Annotated in this window: 20 protein-coding genes; 7 read left to right on the top strand and 13 right to left on the bottom strand. The window is 43.6% G+C overall.

Annotation, left to right across the window (positions count from 1 at the left end; translation table 11 throughout):
* Positions 1-8: 8 nt before the first annotated feature.
* The 4 genes from EIP89_RS01630 to EIP89_RS01615 all read left to right on the top strand — a co-directional run bounded on the left by EIP89_RS01630 (position 9) and on the right by EIP89_RS01615 (position 4,008).
* Positions 9-467 carry a DNA primase gene (locus EIP89_RS01630; RefSeq protein WP_124396914.1) on the top strand — a complete coding sequence of 153 codons (459 nt, stop codon included), beginning with the start codon at positions 9-11 and terminating at the stop codon, positions 465-467.
* A 104-nt stretch (positions 468-571) separates the two neighbouring features.
* Positions 572-1,975: an alpha/beta hydrolase-fold protein gene (locus tag EIP89_RS01625; RefSeq protein ID WP_160160484.1), complete on the top strand. Its 1,404-nt coding sequence runs from the start codon at positions 572-574 to the stop codon at positions 1,973-1,975.
* The gene (locus EIP89_RS01620; protein WP_124396912.1) at positions 1,942-2,406 is read left to right on the top strand and encodes a deoxycytidylate deaminase; all 465 of its coding nucleotides are present in this window, start codon (positions 1,942-1,944) and stop codon (positions 2,404-2,406) included. The genes EIP89_RS01625 and EIP89_RS01620 overlap by 34 nt, the downstream gene beginning before the upstream one ends.
* Positions 2,407-2,454: 48 nt before the next feature.
* Positions 2,455-4,008, top strand: a complete 1,554-nt coding sequence (locus tag EIP89_RS01615; RefSeq protein ID WP_124396911.1) for a S41 family peptidase — start codon at positions 2,455-2,457, stop codon at positions 4,006-4,008.
* A gap of 281 nt (positions 4,009-4,289) precedes the next feature.
* On the opposite strand, the gene EIP89_RS01610 is transcribed toward EIP89_RS01615, so the two are convergent.
* From EIP89_RS01610 to EIP89_RS01555, 12 genes are all read right to left on the bottom strand, one after another.
* Positions 4,290-6,845, bottom strand: coding sequence for a phosphoenolpyruvate carboxylase (locus EIP89_RS01610; RefSeq protein ID WP_124396910.1), 2,556 nt, complete (start codon positions 6,843-6,845; stop codon positions 4,290-4,292).
* Positions 6,846-6,980: 135 nt separating this feature from the next.
* Positions 6,981-7,355 (bottom strand): hypothetical protein, encoded by a 375-nt coding sequence (locus EIP89_RS01605; RefSeq protein ID WP_124396909.1) that lies wholly within the window; start codon positions 7,353-7,355, stop codon positions 6,981-6,983.
* The gene (gene frr, locus EIP89_RS01600; RefSeq protein ID WP_124396908.1) at positions 7,352-7,912 is read right to left on the bottom strand and encodes a ribosome recycling factor; all 561 of its coding nucleotides are present in this window, start codon (positions 7,910-7,912) and stop codon (positions 7,352-7,354) included. Before frr ends, EIP89_RS01605 begins: the two co-directional genes overlap by 4 nt.
* Positions 7,913-7,922: 10 nt before the next feature.
* Positions 7,923-8,630 carry a UMP kinase gene (pyrH, locus tag EIP89_RS01595; RefSeq protein ID WP_124396907.1) on the bottom strand — a complete coding sequence of 236 codons (708 nt, stop codon included), beginning with the start codon at positions 8,628-8,630 and terminating at the stop codon, positions 7,923-7,925.
* A gap of 13 nt (positions 8,631-8,643) precedes the next feature.
* Positions 8,644-9,036 carry an SPOR domain-containing protein gene (locus EIP89_RS01590; protein ID WP_160160483.1) on the bottom strand — a complete coding sequence of 131 codons (393 nt, stop codon included), beginning with the start codon at positions 9,034-9,036 and terminating at the stop codon, positions 8,644-8,646.
* A 57-nt stretch (positions 9,037-9,093) separates the two neighbouring features.
* Positions 9,094-12,594 carry a T9SS type B sorting domain-containing protein gene (locus EIP89_RS01585; protein ID WP_124396905.1) on the bottom strand — a complete coding sequence of 1,167 codons (3,501 nt, stop codon included), beginning with the start codon at positions 12,592-12,594 and terminating at the stop codon, positions 9,094-9,096.
* Between the two features lie 104 nt (positions 12,595-12,698).
* On the bottom strand, positions 12,699-13,664 hold the full coding sequence (locus EIP89_RS01580; RefSeq protein WP_262607375.1) for an NAD(P)H-dependent flavin oxidoreductase: 966 nt from the start codon (positions 13,662-13,664) through the stop codon (positions 12,699-12,701).
* Entirely contained in the window at positions 13,661-15,235 is a 1,575-nt protein-coding gene (locus tag EIP89_RS01575) for a S8 family serine peptidase (RefSeq protein WP_124396904.1), read from the bottom strand. Before EIP89_RS01575 ends, EIP89_RS01580 begins: the two co-directional genes overlap by 4 nt.
* A gap of 3 nt (positions 15,236-15,238) precedes the next feature.
* The gene (gene mnmA / locus EIP89_RS01570; protein ID WP_124396903.1) at positions 15,239-16,429 is read right to left on the bottom strand and encodes a tRNA 2-thiouridine(34) synthase MnmA; all 1,191 of its coding nucleotides are present in this window, start codon (positions 16,427-16,429) and stop codon (positions 15,239-15,241) included.
* Positions 16,429-17,136: a toxin-antitoxin system YwqK family antitoxin gene (locus tag EIP89_RS01565; RefSeq protein ID WP_124396902.1), complete on the bottom strand. Its 708-nt coding sequence runs from the start codon at positions 17,134-17,136 to the stop codon at positions 16,429-16,431. Before EIP89_RS01565 ends, mnmA begins: the two co-directional genes overlap by 1 nt.
* A 7-nt stretch (positions 17,137-17,143) precedes the next feature.
* Positions 17,144-17,935 (bottom strand): NAD(+) synthase, encoded by a 792-nt coding sequence (nadE, locus tag EIP89_RS01560; RefSeq protein WP_124396901.1) that lies wholly within the window; start codon positions 17,933-17,935, stop codon positions 17,144-17,146.
* Positions 17,936-17,939: 4 nt separating this feature from the next.
* On the bottom strand, positions 17,940-18,611 hold the full coding sequence (locus EIP89_RS01555; RefSeq protein ID WP_124396900.1) for a hypothetical protein: 672 nt from the start codon (positions 18,609-18,611) through the stop codon (positions 17,940-17,942).
* A gap of 46 nt (positions 18,612-18,657) precedes the next feature.
* Between EIP89_RS01555 and gldB the strand changes: the two genes are divergently transcribed.
* The 3 genes from gldB to EIP89_RS01540 are packed head-to-tail and all read left to right on the top strand — an operon-like array spanning position 18,658 to position 20,774.
* The gene (gene gldB / locus EIP89_RS01550; protein WP_124396899.1) at positions 18,658-19,635 is read left to right on the top strand and encodes a gliding motility lipoprotein GldB; all 978 of its coding nucleotides are present in this window, start codon (positions 18,658-18,660) and stop codon (positions 19,633-19,635) included.
* A 3-nt stretch (positions 19,636-19,638) separates the two neighbouring features.
* Positions 19,639-19,974: a gliding motility protein GldC gene (locus EIP89_RS01545; RefSeq protein ID WP_124396898.1), complete on the top strand. Its 336-nt coding sequence runs from the start codon at positions 19,639-19,641 to the stop codon at positions 19,972-19,974.
* A complete protein-coding gene (locus EIP89_RS01540) occupies positions 19,971-20,774 on the top strand; it encodes an inositol monophosphatase family protein (RefSeq protein WP_174706039.1) in 804 nt (267 codons plus the stop codon). The genes EIP89_RS01545 and EIP89_RS01540 overlap by 4 nt, the downstream gene beginning before the upstream one ends.
* Before the next feature lie 791 nt (positions 20,775-21,565).
* Here EIP89_RS01540 and EIP89_RS01535 read toward each other — a convergent pair.
* Complete coding sequence (locus EIP89_RS01535) at positions 21,566-23,602, bottom strand: M3 family metallopeptidase (RefSeq protein ID WP_124396897.1); 2,037 nt, start codon at positions 23,600-23,602, stop codon at positions 21,566-21,568.
* Between the last annotated feature and the right edge of the window lie 4 nt (positions 23,603-23,606).

Raw genomic sequence — 23,606 nt, 5'->3', positions numbered from 1 at the left:
AATGATTTATGGAAAAGAAAAGAGTAATAGTTGATTACAAAAATATCACCAACAAGCTCCTCAGTCTGCTTTTAGAAACATATCCCAATGGCTATGAGGATGCTATCATAAAATTTAAAAATGCCAAGAACGAGTGGGTATCGGCTGTACCCCTTGAAACCGAAGACACAAAGTATCTGGTAAAAGTAAGCGTAGAACTCGCCGAAAAAGTAGAGAACTACTTGCTTACTGAAGAAGATGAAGAGGATGTACTCACCCCACCAATCATCGATGTACCTCCTATCAGCGAAGTAGATGATACCGAAGCAGAAACAGATGAAGAAGAAGAGGATGTAAAGCCTCGCAAGAAAAAGCGCAGCAGCGGAGACCGCTTCATGGAAGCAGGCTTTGATCCAGAAGATGATTATGAAGATGATGAGGAGGAGGAATACACCGATGAGGAAGACGAAGAGGATGAAGATTACTGATATAGCTTATCTTCTAAAAAACTTTTGAGCAGTAAAAAGGGCATGAATCGCACATCATGCCCTTTTTTATTGCATCTTTGGAACAGCGATTTTTTTCCAATCTTATGAAGGTATTTAAATTTTTTGGATTATTTGTCTCCATCCTTATACACATTTCTGCAGAAGCACAGCTGCATATACTTGTTCAACAGGTTCCTGCAAACACACCCCCTTCAGCATCTATCTACATAGCCGGTAATTTTAACAATTGGAATCCTTCGGATACTTCTACAATTTTGACTAAAATCGGCTCACAATATTTTAAAACACTGACAATTACAACAAACCCGGTTCAATTTAAATTCACAAGAGGAAGTTGGCAAACAGTTGAAGGCAATCAGAATGGTGGCTTTTTACCCAATAGAGTGCACAATTGGTCAGCTGGCGATACGCTTAAACTTACCATCTTAAGTTGGGAAGATTTGGGTGGCACTAATTCCACAGCAGCGTCCAATGTGTCAATCGTAAGCAATGCCTTTTTTATGCCACCACTTAACCGAAGCCGACGCATTTGGATTTATTTACCGCCTCATTACACCACGAATACCGATAGTTTTCCGGTGCTGTATATGCACGATGGGCAAAATCTGTTTGATCAGGCTACATCGTTTGCCGGTGAGTGGCAGGTTGATGAAACGCTAAATAGCTTGTATAATTCGATGGGCAAATCCATCATTGTGGTGGGTATCGACAATGGAGGTGCACAGCGCATCAATGAATATAGCCCTTGGGTAAATAGCCAGTATGGAGGTGGTCAGGGCGACCAGTACATGGATTTCATAGTACAATATCTCAAGCCATACATCGACAGTGCGTATCGCACCCAAAAAAGTCGGAATAGCACTGGAATGATGGGCAGCAGTATGGGAGGGCTTATTACTTACTACGGTGGACTACGCAATCAGGAGACTTTTTCGAAGCTCGGTATTTTCTCACCGAGTTATTGGTTTTCGAACCAAGTATGGAGCTATCCGGCCTCGGTTGGTCAAAAACATCCTATGCGCATCTATCAGCTTGCTGGTGGTTTAGAAAGCAATGGTTCTGTAGCCCAGCAAATAGCTCAAATGAAACAAACCCTTGTTGCTGCAGGTTTTGCGGAGCAAGAAATTCAAAATAAAGTTGTTCCAAACGGACAGCACAACGAAGCCTTCTGGCGTCAGGAGTTCGGAGAGGCTGTTCTGTGGCTTTTTGCTGATCATTATTTCATGGCAACTAATGAAATTTCAGCAGCTGAGCGAATTTCTATATTTCCTAATCCTTTCCAGGATACGATTTTTATACAGATAAAAGATCAAGGAAACTATGAGATAATGGTAACCGATCTATTGGGACGAGTTTACTATTTAGCCCACTTTTCGGACCAACAGTTGAAAAACGGCCTCGATCTATCATGGCTAAAATCAGGGGCTTATGTTATACATATAAAAAGTTCTTCATGGAACACATCAAAAGTACTGATACGGAACTGAGCAAAACCCAGCGATACGACCAAGCATACCTTCGGATGGCTCAACAATGGGCACAGCTCTCACACTGCACCCGAAAAAAGGTAGGGGCGCTAATCGTAAAAGATCGCATGATCATATCAGATGGATACAATGGCACACCTTCGGGTTTTGAAAATGATTGTGAAGATGAAACAGGCGAAACAAAATGGTATGTACTGCATGCTGAGGCCAATGCCATCCTGAAAGTAGCAGGGAGCACACAATCGTGCCGTGGAGCTACTCTATACCTTACGCTCTCGCCCTGTCGCGACTGCGCAAAGCTGATTCATCAAGCCGGTATTTGCAGGCTTGTGTATATTCGCAAATACAGCGATACTTCGGGATTAGAATTTCTTGAAAGAGCAGGTGTAGAGATTGTTCAATATCCTGAATTGGATAATTCGACTGGCTGAAAAACAACTTTTATCCCTTTTCGTTAAAAGAAACATCCAAATGCCGATATGAAATCAAAAGGCTCAACCTTCTGGCCCTTATATATGGCCCTATCAGCGATTGTGGGGGTTTGGTTGGGCATTTTTATTTCTGAAAATAATGTCTCTACCCAAAAAGGTTTTACCTTTTCTGAAAATCGTCTTAGCAAGCTTCAGCGAATTCTTGCTCTTATCGAAAATAACTATGTCGAGCACGTGAATGTAGATTCACTTATGGATTATGCTATCAATGACATCCTGCATAGGCTCGATCCGCACTCTTCTTTCATTGACTCAGCACATTCGGGCGATGTAGAAGAAGAAATCACAGGCAGGTATTATGGCGCTGGTATAGAATTTACAATGGTAAATGATACTGCCGTGGTGCTCAGTGTATTTCCAGGCTCACCTGCTGCAGGTGCTGCTGTAAAAGCCGGCGACAAACTGCTTACCATAGATGGTGAAAACCTAACAGAAGCCCCTTATGCTGGCGAGTTACAAAAAATCATTGCGCTCATACGGAATCCTAAGCGCGATAAAATTCAACTTACTCTGCTACGAGAAAACTCTAAAATAACCAAAACACTTGAAAAAGAATGGATTGCAGTACCATCGGTAAATGAAGGATTTTATTTGCCTGGCGGTATTGCTGTAATGGGCATAGAGCGATTTGCAGAAAATACGTATCAAAATTTTTTGCGAGAAGCGAAGAAACTGCGCATTGATACGGCTAAAGGAGTGATCCTTGACCTCAGAGATAATCCGGGAGGACTCATGATAGAAGCTGTGCGCGTGACCAGAGAATTTCTTTCTGCAAACGACACAGTGGTCATTGTGGAAGATCGCTCGAAAGCCAGAGAAGCTGTAAAAGCTCTAAGTGACGGGCGCTTCAGAAAGCTGCCGCTGGTGGTGCTGGTAAATGAAGGTTCGGCCTCAGCAGCCGAAGTCTTGGCGGGTGCTATTCAAGACAACTCGCGAGGGCTCATTGCAGGCTCGCCAACCTTTGGCAAAGGGCTGGTACAAGAAGAAAGCCTTCTGCCCGACGGTAGCCGTGTGCGAATTACTACGGCTCGTTATTTTACCCCATCGGGTCGCTCCATTCAATCGCCCTATTTACCCGAAATACACGAACAAAAAGGGGGTGATAGAAAAATTCACACATCGAAAAACGGAAAAACCCTGATGGAGAGAGGCGGAATACAACCAGATATAAACTTAAAATACAAAGAACTACATCATTTTGCCCACAGCATGCAGTATATGATCAATCCAAGTGAAAAAATGTTTGAGTATGTGAGTGAAAATGGGGACTCTTGGAAGAATAAGGGCTTTGAAAGGTTTTTGAAAGATTTTAATCCGACTTTTGAAGAAGCTCTTCAGCTGATGGGTTTGCGTAGAAACGCCTCAACTGAGGCTTCCTCTCAAGAAATGAAAGACTTCAGCATTTTACATGTAAAGGCCACTTTAGCCTACATGATCTTTGGACCGCAAGCTGGGAAAAAAGTAATTAAGATGCATGATCCCATTGTGCTGACTGTAGCTGAGCAGCTTAGGTCGCAACTGTCTAAAGAACGTGTAAATTGATTTTTTGAACATTTCAGTGCAGCTAAAACAGAGATTATAGGAAAGTTTTATTTCTGAACGTCAAAAGCTCGGGAGACTGGTACGAAGATATCCATTTGAAAATGAGGTTTAATGTTTTACCCGCGTGAGGGATACGTAGGGCGCGCGACAGCGCGGTGCGAAGGCGAAGCGTAGCTGAGCCGTAGCACGGGAGCGAAGCGTACCCCGGAGTAGCCCGACCCAGGCTGAGCGCCATAAGCGCCAGCCTGGGGCACGCCCAAAAAGAAAAAAAGAAAAAAATTTTATGCGCTGTTGCGACTGGCGTTGATGTTGCCGAAGAAGCATCGGACCACAAGTTTTTTATACACTCCGTGCTGAGGGTCTGTCTTAGGACGCTTTCGCAATTGTAAGAGGGCATACTGCTGAATGATGAGCAAGGGCAAAATCATTTCTTCGCGCATAGCGATAGATTTGCGGTTGTTGGGTGACTCATCGAGCAGCTGCGAATAACCAGAAATGTACAAGAGCATCGATTGCGTGAGGTCGGCTTCCTTTTTTAAATCGAGCCAGATGTCGGCAAACTGAGGATCGTTCTGGAGGTAAGCTGTGAGTTGAAAGCGTGTTTTGGCAAGTGACTGCATACTGTTGAGCACAAGGGCACGAAAGAATCTGGAGTGTCGAAAAAGGTCCTTGAGCTGCTGGCCCTGACCAGAATCGATAGCAGCTTGTAGGGCTGTGCCGAAGCCATAGTAGCCAGGCACATTTTGCTTCATCTGCGCCCAGGTGCCAACGAAAGGTATGGCGCGAAGGTCGTCGAGTGAAAGTTTATCGGTACGGCCACGCCTGGCTGGACGACTGCTGATGTTTGTTTCGGCGTAATACGGCAGTGGGGTAGCTTTTAGTAAATATTCGGAAAAGGCAGGGTGATTTTTAAGGCTTTCGTATTTGGTGTAAGCAATCTCAGCTAGTTGACTCAGGAGTTCAGCTTCTTGGTCGGTAAGGGTGGGTGTGGAGTTTCTGAAGAGGTAGCGCCCAGCTCCAGCCGTGAGGAGTTGCTCTAGGTTGTATCGTGCTGCCTGATGGTTTCCGAATTTGGAGGATATGGTTTGGCCTTGGATGGTGAGTTGTATTTCGCTGCAGGCGATGTCGGCACCTTGTGCTGCATAATAGAGGTGTGTATCGCCACCGCCACGAGCAGGTGGGCCGCCACGTCCGTCGAAGAAGATCGGTTCTATGCCATAGGTACGGCATAATCGAGTGATTGCAGCTTTTGCTTTATAGATGGCTATGTTGGCTTTGAGATAACCTCCGTCTTTGGTGCCATCACTAAAACCGAGCATGATAGTCTGCCTATTGCCATGCGCGGCTAACCACTGGCGGTAACCACTGTGATTGAAAAGCGCAGTTAAAATCTGCTCGGAATTGGCCAGATCTTTTACTGTTTCGAAGAGAGGAATAGGCTGAATATGAAGGTAAAAATCGCTGCCAGCAGCCGTAAGTAAAAATTTTAGAATAGCGAGGTCTTCAGCATTTTGGGTGTTTGAGATGATGTAGCGTTCGATGGATCTTGGGCCATTCTTTATGTGAATCATTGGTAAGGCCTTAATAAGCCTGATAACATCTGCGAGGTCGGGTGACAGATAAAGTAGTTCATCAGATAGTAGGTCGCACTGCTGATTCCACCAAAAGTCAAGTTTTTGCTCTACGGTAGAAAAAACTTGATATTGCTCCTCAAGACCCCTAAAGGACAAAAACTCAAATGCCCAAGAACGATGTACTCGAGAGTCCTGACGAATGTCGAGGGGGGCGAAGTGAAAGCCAAAAGTTTGAAGTTGGCGAATGAGTGCATCTACATCGTCACAATACAGACTCATAAATTTTTGCTGAAGTTCTTCCCGAATGTGTTGAAGATCGGCAATCACTTCTTCCGGGCGATTATAGTAGTTGTCGTCATGGCGATAGATGGTTGATTGAAGACGAAGCTCAATTTCTCGAATTTTAAGGTCAATTCCTGGGAAGGTGAGCTTGCGCTTAAGAGAACGCACATCGCGCAAATAGCATCTTAGTATGCTCTCTTTTAATCGTTTACATGTATCGATGGTAGTATCTGACTTCACAGTAGGGTTGCCATCGCGATCTCCACCTGGCCAGAAGCCTGTGGTAATGAGTTTGGGATTAAAGGTGTAGGAAGGTACTTTATCAAGTAGGAGTCGGTGAATTTGGGCGTTTACGTCATAGAATATGTTTTCGAGATACCAAATGAGCGAAGTAGCCTCTTCAAGAGGAGTAGGTTTGTTGCGACGATACATGGCGCTTAGACCAAGCTGCCGCATTAAGGTTGTGACCTCTGCAGCATTGCCTTTGCGAATGGCTTGCTCCATATCGGTTATAATGCTAAGTATATGACCCGGATAAAACTGGGTTGGATGCGCTGTTAGTACTACTCGAACTCCAAAAGAAGACAATACTTTGCCCAGGGCATTGAGCGCATTTTCAGCTTTAGCCTCTTCTATTAAGAAGGACAGGGTACCTTTTCCTTGCAGGTCGTGAAGTTTTTCGAAGGCTGCATCTTCAACGGCATCAAATAGTACCACTTGCCGCTCGATGTATTGTACTACCTTGAAGAGAAAGTCGATTTTTTCCTGTTCACTTTCGATAGGATAATGGTCTTCAAAGAAGTGGTTTAATATTTCATCTGGTGCTAAACCTGCCTGGAGACCTTCAAACGATTTTTTATTTAAAATTGGCACGTAGGGTCCGGCTGTTTGAATGCCTGTATAAGGCAATGTAAGAAACAGGTTATTGTACAAATGATAGGTAAGAACTACGTGCTTGTCATACACATCTGAAAAATTCATGGAACGACTCTGTTTGGTCAAAAATACTTTTTATAGGCCTTTTTTTTGACCAAATTCGATGAATTTCACGTATTAAAGATATCTATTAAGCTAATTCGAAAGTCTATTTACATACAGATACTATGACACAGTCAATCAATAGATACAAATCTGATCGAGCAATTGAAAGAGCTTCTTGCTTTTCGAGCGCCCTCCGCCCCCCTGAGGTATGGTGACCGTTGCCTTTTGGATTCCTGTAGCATCAGTAATTGTAATAGTGTAATAATTGCTGCCGTCTTCCTCTTCAAACGTTTCGTCGCTAAGATCAGCTATTAATTTTACTAACTTTTTGTGGTCTGCTGAATTTTTTGAAAGCACCGTTGAGCAGTCGAGATAAGGCTCAAAATCCTTAACAGAGTAATTATTTACATACACAGTAAGTGTATCCCCATCCTCAACATTAATGGATGATGAGCAGCTAGAAAATAAAATAGCCAGGGCGAGAGCCCCGGCATGTAAGAAATTTTTCATACGGTCATGATATCAGCCTCTTTTTTCTCAAGCATCTGATCGACTTTTGAGATATAGAGGTTAGTGAGTTTTTGAACTTTTTCTTCGGCGTCTTTTATAGCATCTTCAGCTATTCCCTGATTTTGGAGCTTTTTAAGCTCGTCATTGGCTTCTTTACGAGCTGCGCGTATGCCTACGCGAGCATGCTCGGCTTCAGCGCGGCTTTGCTTTACGAGTTCTTTACGTCGTTCCTCAGTAAGGGGAGGAATGTTGATAATGACCATTTCGCCATTGTTTTGTGGATTGAGGCCGAGTCCGGCATTCATAATAGCGCGTTCGATTTCGGGGATCATTTTCTTTTCCCAGGGTTGAATGGTGATGGTACGGGCATCAGGTACCATTATGTTGGCCACACCGTTTAGCGGGCTCATCACACCATAGTATTCTAGTTTTATGCTTTCGAGCAAAGCAGGATTTGCTTTACCGGCGCGAATTTTTACGAGTTCTTTCTCCAAATGATGGAGAGCCTTTTTCATGCTCTCTTCAGCGGTTTCAAGTACGAGTTGTATTTCGTCCATTTTTCAAGTATTAATTTTTGACAATTGTTCCGATATTCTCTCCAAAAATCACCTTTCTTAGGTTACCTGGCTTATTCATGTCGAAGACGATAATAGGCAGATTGTTTTCGTGGCTTAAGGTAAAGGCGGTCATGTCCATTACATTCAGGCCTTTTTCATACACTTCTTTAAAAGAAAGGGCATCAAATTTTTTAGCGTTTGCGTCTTTTTCAGGGTCAGCAGAATAAATGCCATCTACTCGAGTACCCTTTAAAATGGCTTCGGCATCTATTTCGATGGCTCGAAGTGTAGCGGCTGTATCTGTTGTAAAATAGGGATTGCCTGTGCCGCCGGCGAAAATCACTACCCTACCCTTCTCAAGGTGGCGGATGGCGCGACGACGGATGAAAGGTTCGGCGATTTTATTCATCTCGATGGCCGACATGCATCGGGTAAAGATGCCTTCATTTTCGAGGGCTGATTGAAGCGCTAAAGAATTAATCACTGTGGCCAACATACCCATGTGGTCGGCTTGCACACGGTCCATACCGGTAGCCGCCCCTGAAACTCCCCGAAAAATGTTTCCTCCGCCGATGACGATAGCCAACTGAAGACCTTGAGAAACAACGTCTTTTATTTCGTTTGCGTATTCTTTTAGTCGTTTGGGGTCAATGCCGTAGTTCTGACTTCCCATCAGAGCTTCACCGCTCAGTTTAAGTAGTACGCGTTTATATTTCATTCGTTAAACCTGATTAAAAATTAGCTATTTTTAAATACGGGGTGATTGAGGTTCTCACCAAAAAAGCACCACTAAATGTTCCCATCAAGCTTTCACGTACGCCCTCGGCTTCAATTCGATCTCTGAAATCACCCACCTGAATTTTATAATTGGGCATTTCAAAGACCATATAGACAGGGTAAGGAAAGTTTTGAGCTAAATACTGAGCTCTGATGCGGTCGGCAGATTGCTTGTTTCCGGTAAAGAGTTGAATTCTATACCCTGTAACTCGACTTTTATTTTCGAATCGCCTTTTGTAGTTGATAAATATTTGCCGGGTCGATTCGCTGATTTCCTCTGTTATTTGGGCATTTGCACCAAAAAGGGAATAAAGGGCAAGAAAAAGTGCAAAGAATAGTTTTTTCATGACGCGGTGTAGCATAAAAAAGCCCGCTCATTGAGCGGGCCAAAGTTATATAAAATTTTATCTAATAACTGTGAATGTACCTCGTTCTTCTTGTTCGTTATCGCCCGGAGTCGCGTACTTAATGAGATATGTGTAAACTCCGGCAGGTACTTCTTTGCCCTCGAAGGTGGCATCCCAACCCTTGTTAGGATCGTCGGTTTCAAACATAAGTTGGCCCCAACGGTTAAAAATCTGCATGCTAAATCTGGTGATATCAAGGTATTTAAATTGAACTCTGAAAGTTCTGTTTTCCAGAATCGGCGAACCCGGTCTAATTGCATTGGGCACAAAAAGCTTAACTTTTTGATTGACACAGGTTTCGTTTGAGGTACTAACAAATGGACCAAACCCTGGAGGTATAGGCAAGGTGTTAGTGCCTTCGACGGCAATTACTTTGTAACAGTAAAGGTTTTCAGTACCTTCAAAAGACTTAATGTCGTCAAGATACATGGTATCGGTACCAGTTATTACAACAGGCAGTAACTGCCAAGCACCGAATTCACCTACCTTGCGAAGGATTTGATATTGAAATACTCCCCCATTAAACTCAGTGTAGGGGTTCCAATGCACTCTGTTTACATCGCTTCTCAAGGCATTGGCTTTCACCACAATATTACGAGCATGATTTGATACGGCACCGATGGTATCACAATTGTTTACCCCGACAACCCGATAGAAATACGATTGATTGATGTCCACCTTATTATCCGTAAATGTGTGCCTAAAAGGTGGTGTAGTGTTGTGTGGGAATCTCACGATTTCATAGAAAGGTCCATTGGCTGAATGACCTCTTTGAAGAATGTACTCTCGAATATCAGCAGCGCCATCATAGAAAAATTCAATTTGGATGGCATTGTTTTTAACCTCAGTGTAAGGGATGTACATCAAGTTTGAAGGTATCAGCACCCCTGGATTCATACAAGTAATCTGAGATACTGACCGAATTCCATTTGTGTGGATTGCTTCAACTCTGTAGCAATAGTCTGCACCTTCTTCGAAACTGGTTTGAACGTAAAACGTATCGTTAGGTGTACCGGTGAAGAGCAATTGATTTGGTAAATTGCCAAGTATCGGCGAATTAATATCGGCGTAGACTTCATAACCGACAAGATCGTTGCCCCAACCATTGTATCTATTCCAATAAAGGGTATTAGTTCCTTCGCAAACTCTAAGAATATAGTTGATTAAGAGGGTATTATGCCAAACAACTATTTGATCGTCAGAGAAATTACCACAACTGTCGGCCGATATGACTCGAAAATACTCAATTTGATTGCCAGCATTGGACCCTTGCCAGATGTGTGGAAGTGTGTCGTTTTGATCAAGGGTATCCACTATCGACCAGGTATTTGTAAAGGGATTGCCACTTAAAATATAGTAAGTTTCTACATCACCCGAATTGCTCGGCAAAAAGTCAATCTGAGCTTTGTTGTTGTTTACCGTAACATAAACCAGCTGCATAGTATCGGTATTGGATATGTCTGTAAAATATCCATCTTCAATATTAGAATAAGCAAAACACGAAGCTCCACTGTCTTGCTCAGCTCTTATTTGAAAAGCCACTGTATCGCCACAGGCGTTTACTGTATCGGTGTAAGTAAATAGCTTTGTGGAATCTAACTTAATCCAATTGTTTGAACCTTTAGGATGTTCAGCCCATATTGAAAAGAATTTATCTGAACTACCATTTGTCTTAATGTCGTTCCAGGTCATTTGTCCAAACTGGCCATTGTTTGGTGGAAAAACATTCAAATTTAGTTCAATAGCGCGAAGCGTATCGGAATTAGAGCTGTAGTTACAACCCATATTAGAGGCTACATAAAAATTCCACCCTGTATTTGGAGTAAGTGGCTGAGTGGTATAAGTATTTGTAGCCCAACCATAGAGGGTGTCAAGCGGCACATATGGCCCAGCAGGGCTCGGGCTACCATATATTATGTAATAATTAAAGTTATATCCGGTGTCTTGAGGAGGCGTCCAGTTCAGCTGATACACGCCATTGTTGTTGAGTCGGTTAACACAGTGTAAACGCGCTGAGTCAGCTGATGAGGCATTAATGATTACCCGTACGGTAGCAATGGCAATAGCCGGTGATGGACAATAATTGTCAGACATCCGAAGGGTAAAGACATATTCATTCAGTCCTGAAATACCACATACCGAATTACTGCTCAAGTGGTTACAATCAGTTCTCCAGAAGAATTTTATTGCGTTGTTTACAGGATTTGTATAACCGGATTGGCCTGGACCCGGATGCATCACTGCACAAGGTGGAAAATCACAGCTGTTTGTATCTGTTAAATTTGCTCCTACCTGACCACCCGCAGCAAAAAACCTCACTTGCTGAGGTATTGCCGGAATATTGGTAGGTGGTAAAGGATTCAGATCAATATCTTGCGCTAAAAGATTAAACTGAATTGTATCTTTTGCCACAGCATACACCGTCAATGTATTTCCGACTAAAGTGTAATTCAGATTTCCTATTGGTGAAATAGTTAATGATGGGGCATTATTAGGTGGATTTCCCTGAATTTTTTGACAGTTAACTATGGATATTTGCACATCTCTGTACACTTCAGATATGGGAACACCACCACAAAATGAAGTAACGCGTATAACTAACAAATAGTTGCCTTCGGTAATATTTCCAATTTGATTTATAGTAATATTTCCTGTAGTTGGATCGATTGAAGTAGGTCCATTTGGTGCATTAGTGGGAAAAGGTTGATTTGCAGAATATCCGGTAGCCCAGGTCATTGGATTGCCATTGTTTCCCAGTCCGTTAGCTAAAGAGTATTGAACTGGGTCCAAATCTTTGTCGAAAGAAAGTGGGCTGTAAATCTGAGGGTTACCTGCACAAATGACAACGACTGGAGGCTCGAGAAACTGTGGTGAATTGTCGTAGCAAGTAGATGCGTTCATGAAGCCAGGACCTGTCGGATTGGGCTTCGGAAACATTACACTTCTAAACCAAGCTGATTGACCGGATGCACCTACAATGTTAATTGAATTGTTTCTGCAGCATACGTTCCAGTTTACAGTCCAGCCTTGGGCAGGTGGAGTACCCGATAGCATAATAGGTGCAGATTCATAAACAAACTCCGCCACGGCACCGTATGATTGACCGTTCCAATCGCAAGGTGTGAACTGCGGAGGACATTGTGGATTCTGACCATTAAACGGCGGTTGGTTATTAGGCGTGCAACGCCATTCCCAACTCGGATTCCAACACTTCGGCGAAATATCCTGCCTGCTAATGCGTGTAACTGTTACATTAGTCGTTCCTCCAACAGTCGGATAGTTTTGAATCTGTAGTTGCTGAGTAAGACTTGTTTCAAATTGGCTAATAACTGTACTTCCGCACTCGCCATAGATTTTAAAGGTAAAAATCCACCCGCCATTTGGTGCACATCTCCAAGTAATCTCTCCTCCACGAATGTGGCTGGATTTTGTATGATAAGACAGAAATGAAAAAACAAATAGGAATATTGTGAACAGTGCGTTTTTGTACATCCTCATTTGTAAGACCTTATTTGATACAAATTAAAAGTAGATACAATAAACCGCAAAAAATTGATGCAAACTCACTAATTAATTTCCATTTTTTATTAATTAGCGAATGACTAAGAATTTCTAATCGCTGCTTTTAATTCATTGTATTCGGAAATAATTTCCTGAAGTATTTGAGCTGCGGGTTTAATATCGTCTATTATGGCGGAGATTTGGCCTATTTCGAGTTCACCTTCGTCGAGATCGCCTTCAAACATGCCTTTTTTAGCCCGAGCTCTGCCGAGAATTTGTTTTAACTCCTCTACAGTGGCTCCACGTTCGTATGCAGCCTTTACCTGGTCATAAAACCTATTTTTAATTAAACGCACTGGGGCTAACTCTTTAAGGGTCAAAATTGTGTCACCTTCTTTGGCGTTTACGATCGCTTTTTTAAATGCCTGATGAGCAGAGCTTTCAACTGAAGCTGCAAACCTCGAACCCACCTGTACTCCTTCGGCTCCTAAAGCCATAGCTGCCATCATTGATGCCCCTGAACCTATTCCACCTGCAGCTATCAGGGGTATATCTATCTCTCGTCTAACAGCAGGAATTAAAACCATCGTAGTGGTTTCTTCCCGTCCGTTGTGGCCACCTGCCTCAAAGCCTTCAGCCACCACGGCATCTACACCAGCGGCTTGAGCCTTCAGGGCAAATTTTACGCTGCTCACTACATGAACCACCTTCAGACCATTGTCCTTAAACTTTGGAGTGTAGGTAGCTGGATTTCCGGCTGAAGTAAAGACAATGGGAACTCTTTCTTCGATGATGATGTCCACAATTTTGTCCAAGTCAGGATACAACATAGGCACATTTACGGCAAAGGGCTTGTCGGAGTGCGCTTTGAATTTTTGGATATGTTCTCTCAGCACATCCGGATACATACTGCCAGCCCCGATAATTCCCAGTCCTCCAGCATCGCTTACTGCACGAGCCAGCTTCCAGCCACTTACCCAAATCATTCCGGCCTGAATCACCGGATATCGAATGCCAAATAAGGAACAAACTCTATTTTTGGAAAAATCAAATCTCTTATCTATCAAAGCTTTAAAATTTTTTTTGTGATTTTATGGCCTTCAAAAGTAAAAGTTATAAAATAGATCCCTGACGGCAACGAGGATACATTTATATCTCCATTTTCAATTTTATTAATTGCTTTCACAAGTCGACCATATCCATCGTAAATCCTAATCTCTTTAATTTCAGCAGATTCCAAACCCTTAACATGGAGTTCATCTCTTACCGGATTAGGAAAAATGCTAATTTTCTCTTTGTCATCTTCTATTTCAGACTGATTAAGAAGCAGTTGTGCGGCAAGCTGAAAGTCAGGAATTCCATAACCTAAGAGGGTATCAGGATTTGATGCCATATGACCACTTTGCAAGATGGCATTTCGAATGTCAAAAAACGACTTGTTGGGATACATCTGCCATAAACAAGCAGCTAAACCACTGATCAAAGGTGCAGAGAATGAAGTACCATTTGCGGTAGTGGCATTCCCACTGCTGTTTATTGTAAATACCTGAAAAGCCTGGGCAGCGACATCGGGTTTAATGCGTTGATCTGCTGTAGGTCCCATACTGCTGAAATTAACTCGCTGACCCGCGCTGTTTACTCCACCTACTGCCAGTATAGAATCAGCATCTGCCGGAAAGAGAATTTTTTGCCAACTGCTATTCCCTTCATTGCCAGCTGAATTCACCACGAGCATCCCCTTTCGAGCAGCCCATAGAGCTGCTTGGGTTACAATAGCCGTTTGCCCGTTAAGCTGAGCGACTGTGTAATTATCTGCAGGATTATCAAAAGTGCTGTAGCCCAGTGAAGAATTAATAATGTCAACCCCTAACGAATCACTTAACTCGGCTCCAGCGAGCCAATTGTATTCTTCTTGTCGGGTTTCAGTGGGTTCAAATTCAGTTTGGAGCAAAATGTAATCGGCCTTAGGTGCGGTACCAATCATTTGACCTGGCGCATAAGAGGCCAAAACACCTAATACAGCCGTGCCGTGCGAACCAGGAAAGTAAACGTTCGAACTGTTGTTGTTGAAATTGTAAGTAAACTTTAATCGACCTGATTGATAGAGTGAATCGAAAACAGAAGCATTATCTGTATTAAAAAATCCACCATCGAAAACGGCTATGAGCATCCCTTGACCTAAATAGCCCTGGTTGTGAAGAAATTGCCCTTTGAGCATTTCTATCTGAGGCTTGCTGAGGCCGTGATTCACTATTTGCGTGCGCGCTGTAATTGAACTTTTGGGTGTATATGGCTCTATGTGAGTTACAAAGGGCAATTGAGCAATTTGATTGATTTTGTACTCAGATGTGCTTAAAAAAAGTGTATTCAGCCACTTGCTTTTTTGTAAAATTTTACCCTCAGTCCCAATGACCTCTGAAACCGCCTTTATGTAGTTGTTACAAACAGGAAGGTCAGTTGCATCGATGGGTATGTTGTGCGCCTGTTTTCTCAATAAGGCACGTGTACTTAAGAATTTTTGAGGATCTGAAAGTAAATGAATGTTACTGCCTTTGTCTTTTAAATAAACAATGTAATGCTGCTGGGCATACGTAACCGAAGCCAGTGCAAAAAGCAAGATTAAAATTCCCTTCCTCATGTTCTAAAGTATTACACCGCTACCTACCAAATACTCGCCTTCGTACCACACGGCAAACTGGCCAGGACTAATGGCCTTTTGAGGTTTATCGAAAAGCAGATAACTGTATTCTTCGAAAACAAAAAGCGTGGCAGGTTCAAGCTCTTGGCGGTAGCGAATTCTACACATGTACCTTTTACGCTCACCGGGTTTTAAATGTTCTCCTGGAACAATCCAGTTGAGCGTTTCATTTTTCATTTTTAGTGCGCTGCGGTAAAGTCCCGGATGGTCTTCGCCTTCGCCTACATACAAGATGTTCTCATGCACATCGGTTCCTATCACAAAAGGTGGTTTTTTCATGCCTCCTAAGCCAAGCCCCTTGCGTTGGCCGATGGTAAAGTAATGAGCTCCACTGTGCTCGCCGATGTTTTGACCCATGGAGGCAGTGAGTTGCGGAGGAGTAGCCCAAACATCCAGATTTTCTTCGGTTATTTCCTCCATACCCGTGTAAAGTGCTACTTGCAGAGCTTGTGGCGGAACGAGAATGATTTTGCCTTTTTTGGGTTTTAATTGCTGTTGTAAAAATTCAGGTAGGCTGACTTTGCCGATAAAACACAGTCCCTGAGAATCTTTTTTGTTTGCAGTAATTAAACCGTGTTTTTGAGCTATTTGTCTTACTTCGGCTTTTTGAAGGTGACCAATGGGAAAAAGAGCTTTAGCTAACTGGGATTGCCTCACCTGACAGAGAAAGTAGCTTTGGTCTTTGTTATGGTCCACACCTTTCAGAAGGCGATGGATCTCAGTTCCACTTGTTGCTGTCTCTACTTGCTTTCGGCAGTAATGACCTGTCGCTACGTAATCGGCACCGAGTTTTAAAGCTTCTTCGAGAAACACATCAAATTTTATCTCCCGATTGCAGAGCACATCGGGATTGGGAGTGCGGCCGGCCTCATACTCGGCAAACATGTAATCGACGATCCGCTTTTTGTACGTTTCGCTAAAATCAATCACTCTGAACGGGATTCCTAGCGATTCGGCCACCATCAGTGCGTCCTGGCTGTCATCCACCCAAGGGCACTCGTTGTTGAGCGTCACTGATTCGTCGTTCCAGTTCCGCATGAAAATACCTATTACTTCATGCCCTTGCTGCTGAAGGAGCAGAGCAGCTACACTGCTATCCACACCGCCCGACATGCCAACTACCACACGAGCCATTATTGGGCTGATTTTTTGGAATATTCAACCATGCGCACTAAAAATCCGTTCTGATACGTCTCTTTTCGCTCCGGGCGACCTTCGTCGCTGTAAAAAAACCAATCGCCGTGACGCACTCCTTCGACATACGTTCCTTTTGCTCTCACAGATCCGAATACGGAGTAATACGTAGCCTCACCGTGCAATTTGTCAGCCTTGTAGGTGGCTGAAATACTGCGATTGCCATCTTCAAAAAATTGCTCCCAGACGCCTTGGCGCACACCGTTTACATATTCGATGCGCTCTGCCACTTTGCCGTTGGGAAAATAAGTGATCACAGGGCCGTGGAGTTTTCCTTTGGTGTACGTTTCTTGAGAAATCTTGACCCCCTGCTCGTTGTAATACGTCCAAACGCTGTCTTTTTGGCGTTTGTTGTAAAGACCCTCTGCCAGCAGGTTACCATTTTGATCGTACTGTTTTGAATAACAAATACCTGTTTTACCTCTGAAGGTGTTTTCTGTCTTTAACTTTCCGTTTTCGTGGTAATATTTAAAAACTCCTACTTCGATGTCGTCTTCAAAGCGACCTTCGAATTTCAATTGCTTGTTAGGATAATATTTTCTCCAATAACCGGTTTTTCGCCCTTTAGCATCATAATATACCTCGTCGGTTTGGGCGAAACTTGCCCCTGTAAGTATAAAAGCCACAATAATCAGGAGGTATCTCAAATGGCGATTAATTTTTGATGGTTTCAGGTATCTTACAAACGGGTATTGGCACCATTTTATGTTTGTTGCGACGGTGATGAGATAAAAACACCTCCATCACTTTTCGCTCCTCGCCTTCGAAGTCTTCAGGCGATTTACCTTCCTCAATCATTTTCATGGCCCACTCGAGCTGTGCGTAGGTGGCTCCGAGCTGTTGTTCGTCGGTTCGATTGTCGTGCCAAAGTCCATCAGTGGGAGGAGCATTTAGGATTTCGTCTATGATTCCTAAATATCGTCCTAATTCATAAACCTCTGATTTCATTAAGTCAGCTATAGGACTCAGATCTACGCCTCCATCGCCATACTTAGTATAAAAACCCACACCATAATCCTCCACTTTATTACCAGTGCCGGCAACCAGTAATCCGTTGACCTGAGCGTAATAGTAAAGTGTGACCATTCGAAGTCTCGAACGCGTATTGGCCAAAGAAAGATTTACAAGGTGATCGGTAGTATCAGCTTGATAGGTAACCACGAGATCGTCAAATACTTTAGTAAGATCCACTTTTAAAGATCTAACCTTGGGATAGTGCGATTTTAACCAATCGATGTGCTTGGCTGCGCGATCGAGCTGACTAACCTCTTGATGGATGGGCATAGTGATGACCAAAACCTCTAAACCTGTGCGGGCACATAGCGTTGAAACCGTGGCAGAGTCTATTCCGCCTGAAATGCCGACGACAAATCCCTTACAACCGGCTGATAAAGCATACTCTTTAAGCCAATCGGCTATATACTTTGCTACACTTTCTGCATTCATATTCCTAAAACAACAATCCAGCCTTGACCGTGATAAATGAAAAACGCGGTTGTTCACCACTTAGTTGTGGAACAGCGCTTTCTTTGATGTTGTTCAATAGGCTTCTGTTGAATAAAACTTCGAAAAACAGGTCAGTAGATTCTGCTATTTCGTAGGTTGTTCCTACACCTATGAGAAGGTTAAACAGAATTCCATTGTTGATGTTTCGATTAAAACTTTCATAATTTGGTTCATATTCGACTATCTGACGACGTCTAAATCCAAGATTGAATCCAAAATTGACAAAAGGGTTATAATATCCAATTTCACCCCAAAACATCCGATAGGAGAAGGGAAATGAAAAGAATTGAAAATCATTTTTTATTCGAACATTAATTAGGGGATTACCGACAATCATGCTGTCGTAAGCCGGATAGGTGATATGGTGATACAAAGATCCAATGTCGAGGCCTGCGGCAAAGGCATTTTTGCTGTTCAAAAAACGATTAAACAAAAATCCAAAGCCCCAACCCATCCGCGCCGGACCTCGATAAAGGTCATTGTCAAAAGGCATCCAGGTAAGGGTTGAGGCTCCATAAATACCTAACCTGTAGGTATGAGTAACTTGGGAAATGGCTGTAAATGAGCTTAAAAACAAAAAAATGTACAGAGCGAGACGGAACTTTGAAAAACTCATCGATTGAATGGATTTTTGTTGCACAAAAGTATCTTCAAATTCGCAGATGACTCGTATAATTAACTATTGTATACTTTTACCCGTATCTTTTTTATTGATTTTCAACAGCTGTACTCTAGAAGAAGATTCCCGAGCAAAAGTTGAACTAAAAGTAGGGAGATTTGAACAGGATTTTTTTAAACTTTCACCAGAGAATGTATTTGACAGCCTTCCAAAATTAAAAAAAATCTATGCACCCTTTTTTACAAATACAGATGATGAATTCTGGAGGAATATTTTGAAAGATTCTGTTCATTTAAGACTTTATGCGCATGTGAGGGATTCGTTTAAATACATCAACAAAGAAATAGAGCAAATAGTACCCGTTTTAGAGCGATATAAATATCACTTTAATCCACCGTTTGAAAAATTTTATTTGTTCACTTATGTGTCACGCTTAGACTATGACTACCCTGTAATTTTTAGTGACTCTCTACTGTTTATTGCTCTCGATTTGTATCTTGGAGAAGAACATCCGGCCTATGGCAATCAGCCGAGATATCTCGCTCGAGAACACGACAGAAAGTTCATTCCCATTGACGTAGCCTATGCAATATCTGAATCTCTGATTATTGAGCAAAAGCAAACTTCAGAGACGTTACTCTCGCATATGATTCGCGAAGGAATCAAGCTGTATATAACTCGAAAATTGTTGCCAGAGGAAAAGGAATATAACATTTTTAAATACACAAAAGAACAACTTGATTTTTGTGAAGAAAACGAGCGAAATATTTGGTTGTATTTTGTAAATAATAAGCTCCTTTTTGATGTAAATTATATGACGAAAAAAAATTTTATTGACCCTGCTCCATTTACTAAGTTGGGAACGGAATTCGACAATCAAATACCTGGCAGACTTGGCAGGTGGATTGGATATAAGATTGTGAGCCAATACATGCGAAAAAATAAAAATATTTCCCTCAAAGACTTGATAAAAAGTACTGACTATCATTCAATTTTTTACCAAGCCAACTATAAACCTTAACGAATGAAAAAACAAGCAAAAATCACCCTCGACGTATGGCTCGACGAAAATCAGATACCTGAACGCATTGAATGGAATGCGCCAGATGGAGGAGTGTTTCACGCCGATGCTAAAGCCGCGTTTTTAACTCTCTGGGACGATGCCAAGCAAGAAACCTTGCGCCTTGACCTATGGACCAAAGACATGAGCGTAGATGCTATGAAAAAATTTATCCATCAAAACATTGTGACCTCTGCTACTATACTGCGCAGGGCTACCAGCGATGACGAAGCCGCTGAGGTAATTGAAGAATTTGGAAAAAGACTGCTTAAAGTTCTCAAATTGTCTGATAAAGAATGATTGATCTCAGAGAAGTTGTAAAAAAAGTAGAGACTGTAGCCCAAAGAGCCTCGCAATTCATTCAAAACGAGCAGAAAAGTTTTTCAGAAAAAAGCGTTGAGATTAAGGAGCTGAACTCTTTTGTGAGCTATGTAGATAAGACCTCAGAAGAACTGATTGTCAATGAATTAAAGCGCATTCTGCCGGAGGCAGGATTTATCACCGAGGAGGCTACAGTAAGCCAATCAGGTGATTATGAATATGTGTGGATAGTTGATCCCTTAGATGGGACCACCAATTTTATTCACGGTCTTCCGTTTTATTCCGTTAGCATTGGGCTGACACACCGTATGACACCAATAGTTGGTGTAATCTATGACTGTGGATTAAATGACCTCTACTCGGCTTGGAAAGGTGGTGGAGCCTTTAAAAATGGACAACCAATAAAAGTAAGAACTCAACCCGGACTCGATAAGGCACTGCTCGCCACGGGATTCCCCTATCGTGACTATGGGCGGATGCCGGCATTTATGAAGTTGATAAACAGCACGTTTTATCGCACTCGAGGGGTACGCAGGATAGGTTCTGCCGCTATCGACTTAGCCTATGTGGCGGCTGGAAGATTTGATGTGTTTTTTGAATATGGCCTGAGCCCTTGGGATGTAGCAGCGGGAATTGTGATCGTGCAAGAGGCTGGAGGTAGAGTAACGGATTTTTCGGGAGGTGGAAACTATTTGTTTGGCGGTGAAATAGTGGCCGGCCAGCCGTGGGTTTTTGATGACTTTATGGAACTGGTGCAAGAAAGCGGATTGGTAAAATAGGTTAAAAAAACTGTCAACGTTCTTTAGGCTGTGTAATAGTTCAAATCCTTATTCTTTAACGTAAGCCTAAAGCCAAATTTTACTCTTCCCTCTGCCCCTCGCTTTCCTCGTTTTTACACACCTCCAAACTCTCCCTCCGTCTTTTGGGCGCAAAGAGGGGAGATTTACTGCAGAGCGCGCAGATGTGCGCTGAAAAAGTTTTCGTTTGAATTTTCTTTAAAAGTAAAATTTATAGGTCGATGATAAAAAGACTGCAGCGCAGCCAAAGGATAATAGTCAAGCATTTATGCCTTTAAGCAATTCAGCTCCAACGGCGCGGAACAAAAGGCAGTGCATACGTGATGTGTCGCTTCTACGAAGTTGATGGTTTGACAATTACTGCGATGCTATTCACATATCGCCCTATGGGGCTTATTGATAGAAATCCGCTTTAATTCTCAACGAAATCTGTGTTCATCAGCGAATAAAATCCGCGTGCATTTGTGTTCCCAAAAGAAGTGTTAGTTTTAGTTAAGGTTAAAGTTTTAAAGAGCGGCCGGTGGCCGCTGCTGCGTGAGGGATAGAAGCGGATATGAGCCGAAGCGGGTGGGGCACTGCGGCACCTGGGCGAGGCTGGCTGGCCGAAAGGACAGACAACGCAGCCCAGACGAATTCAGCTGCTGAATTTTCTGGAAGAGTTTAGGGTGCCGCCCCCACCCGCGAGGCGAATATGAGCGGATAGCCCGACCCGAACGACTGAGCGCAGCGAAGGAAGTGAGGGGCACGCCCAAATGATAATCAGAAAAAAAGCATTATTTTATCAATCCTGCTCGGCGAAGGAGTGCGGATGGGTCGGGTTCGCGACCTTTGAAGCGGACGAATAGCTCCATAGGCTCAATTGTGCCCCCGGCACTTAACAACTGTCGAAAGCGCTGCGCCACACTTGGATTGAAAAGGCCCTCTTGCTCGAAAGACTCAAAAGCGTCGGCATCGAGCACCTCGGCCCACTTGTAGCTGTAGTAGCCTGCTGCGTAGGCCCCATGAAAGATGTGGCTGAAGGATGTGGAAATAGCCGTGCTATCGACGGGTGGTAGCAGATCGAGGTCGGCAAGTGATTGTAATTCAAATGCTTTGAGGTCGTCAGGGGTATTAGTAAGCGTATGATGCCAATGCATATCGAGCACACCGAAGGAGAGCTGGCGGAAGGTGGAGTAGCCTTCCATAAAGGTTTTCATGCGCTTGAGGCGCTCGATGACGTCAGCTGGGAGTGGCTCGCCAGTGAGGTAATGCCGCGCCATAGACGATAGCATGGGCTCGGTGTAACACCAGTTTTCAAGGATTTGCGAGGGTAGCTCAACGAAATCCCAATAGACATTGGTGCCGCTAAGGGATGGGTATGTAGTATGGGCGAGCATGCCGTGCAGGGCATGGCCAAACTCGTGAAAAAGAGTGAGGACCTCGTCGAAAGTGAGCAATGAAGGCTTGGAGGAGGTGGGCTTACTAAAATTACAGACGATGCTGATGATGGGGCGAACCTCGCGGCCCAGGTGACGGTACTGGCCTCGGTACTGCGTCATCCAGGCACCAGCGCGCTTACCCGGTCGAGGGAAGTAATCGGCCATAAAGATGGCCAGATGGTGGCCGTCGGCATCGGTTACTTCGTAGGTTTGAACATCGGGATGATACTTCGGAAGGTCGTTGCGCAGGCGGAACTGTAAGCCATATAAGCGTTGAGCAAGCTTAAAAATGCCTTGTTGTACGACTTGCTGGAGGGGAAAATAGGGCTTTAGATGCTCGTCGTCAATGCCGATTTCTTCTTTTTTAATTTTTTCCATGATGTAGGCCACATCCCAGCGCTGCAGGGAGTCGAGCCCATCAGCGAAGGCGCGTTGACGGAGCTTTTCGATATCGGAGAGAGCAGCCGGGCGGGCATGGGTTTTCAGAAAGTCAAGAAACTGCCAAACGCGCTCGGGCGAGCCAGCCATGCGCTCTTCGAGTACAAAGTGAGCGTGGCTTTCGAAGCCCAATAATTGAGCTCGCCGACGACGGAGGTCAGCTATTTGACATACGATGTCGGTATTGTCGTTTTTAGTGCGATAGGCTCGGGCTCCGTAAGCAAGGAATAATTGCTCGCGCAAATCACGCCGAGCGCTATAAGTCATAAAGGGTATGTAGCTGTCAGCTTGCAGCGTAATGAGCCATTGGTCGGGTTTGCCTTTTTGGGTAGCAGCTTCTTTGGCAGCTTCGCGCACGAAGTCGGGCAAGCCTTCGAGGTCAGATTCGGAGAGCCAGAGTTCGAAGGCATTGGTATCGGCCAATACATTTTGAGCAAATTTTTGGGTGAGCACGGCGAGCTGCTGGTCGATGTCGCGCAGTTGTTTTTTCTTTTCATCGTCGAGCAAAGCGCCATTTCGCGTGAAAGCTCGGTAGGTCTTGCGCAGCAGCATGCGCTGCTCAGGCGAAAGAGCCTCTTGATCCGTGTTTTGATACACGGTGTGGATGCGTGTAAAGAGCTTTTCGTTAAGAAGTACATCGTTGCTGTACTCAGCCAGTAATGGACTTATCTCTTGGGCGAGATGTTGAATTTGGTCATTTGTTTCGGCGCTGTTGAGGTTAAAGAAGATTTCTGAAAGTTCGTTCAGTCGAAGGCCTGCATATTCAAGAGCTTCTACAGTATTTTGGAAGGTAGGTTCAGAATTATCCTCTGCGATGAACTGAACTTCAGCTCTAGCTTCCTTTAGGGCCTGATCGAAGGCAGGTTTAAAGTGAATGGGTTGTATGCGATCAAAAGGAGGAATTTGAAAGGGCGTATCAAATGGCTGAAGCAGAGGGTTTTGTAGATCGTTCATTCCA

It is taken from the genome of Thermaurantimonas aggregans, from assembly GCF_003851885.1.
Classification (GTDB): Bacteria; Bacteroidota; Bacteroidia; order Flavobacteriales; family Schleiferiaceae; genus Thermaurantimonas; species Thermaurantimonas aggregans.
Note: the sequence above shows the minus strand (reverse complement) of the source record. Positions and strands in the feature narration are given on the sequence as shown.

Coding starts and splice junctions, on each gene's coding strand:
- EIP89_RS01630 (WP_124396914.1), top strand. CDS start 9: ATGGAAAAGAAAAGAGTAATAGTTGATTACAAAAATATCACCAACAAG.
- EIP89_RS01625 (WP_160160484.1), top strand. CDS start 572: ATGAAGGTATTTAAATTTTTTGGATTATTTGTCTCCATCCTTATACAC.
- EIP89_RS01620 (WP_124396912.1), top strand. CDS start 1,942: ATGGAACACATCAAAAGTACTGATACGGAACTGAGCAAAACCCAGCGA.
- EIP89_RS01615 (WP_124396911.1), top strand. CDS start 2,455: ATGAAATCAAAAGGCTCAACCTTCTGGCCCTTATATATGGCCCTATCA.
- EIP89_RS01610 (WP_124396910.1), bottom strand. CDS start 6,845: ATGAATTTTTCAGATGTGTATGACAAGCACGTAGTTCTTACCTATCAT.
- EIP89_RS01605 (WP_124396909.1), bottom strand. CDS start 7,355: ATGAAAAATTTCTTACATGCCGGGGCTCTCGCCCTGGCTATTTTATTT.
- frr (WP_124396908.1), bottom strand. CDS start 7,912: ATGGACGAAATACAACTCGTACTTGAAACCGCTGAAGAGAGCATGAAA.
- pyrH (WP_124396907.1), bottom strand. CDS start 8,630: ATGAAATATAAACGCGTACTACTTAAACTGAGCGGTGAAGCTCTGATG.
- EIP89_RS01590 (WP_160160483.1), bottom strand. CDS start 9,036: ATGAAAAAACTATTCTTTGCACTTTTTCTTGCCCTTTATTCCCTTTTT.
- EIP89_RS01585 (WP_124396905.1), bottom strand. CDS start 12,594: ATGAGGATGTACAAAAACGCACTGTTCACAATATTCCTATTTGTTTTT.
- EIP89_RS01575 (WP_124396904.1), bottom strand. CDS start 15,235: ATGAGGAAGGGAATTTTAATCTTGCTTTTTGCACTGGCTTCGGTTACG.
- mnmA (WP_124396903.1), bottom strand. CDS start 16,429: ATGGCTCGTGTGGTAGTTGGCATGTCGGGCGGTGTGGATAGCAGTGTA.
- nadE (WP_124396901.1), bottom strand. CDS start 17,935: ATGAATGCAGAAAGTGTAGCAAAGTATATAGCCGATTGGCTTAAAGAG.
- EIP89_RS01555 (WP_124396900.1), bottom strand. CDS start 18,611: ATGAGTTTTTCAAAGTTCCGTCTCGCTCTGTACATTTTTTTGTTTTTA.
- gldB (WP_124396899.1), top strand. CDS start 18,658: ATGACTCGTATAATTAACTATTGTATACTTTTACCCGTATCTTTTTTA.
- EIP89_RS01545 (WP_124396898.1), top strand. CDS start 19,639: ATGAAAAAACAAGCAAAAATCACCCTCGACGTATGGCTCGACGAAAAT.
- EIP89_RS01540 (WP_174706039.1), top strand. CDS start 19,971: ATGATTGATCTCAGAGAAGTTGTAAAAAAAGTAGAGACTGTAGCCCAA.
- EIP89_RS01535 (WP_124396897.1), bottom strand. CDS start 23,602: ATGAACGATCTACAAAACCCTCTGCTTCAGCCATTTGATACGCCCTTT.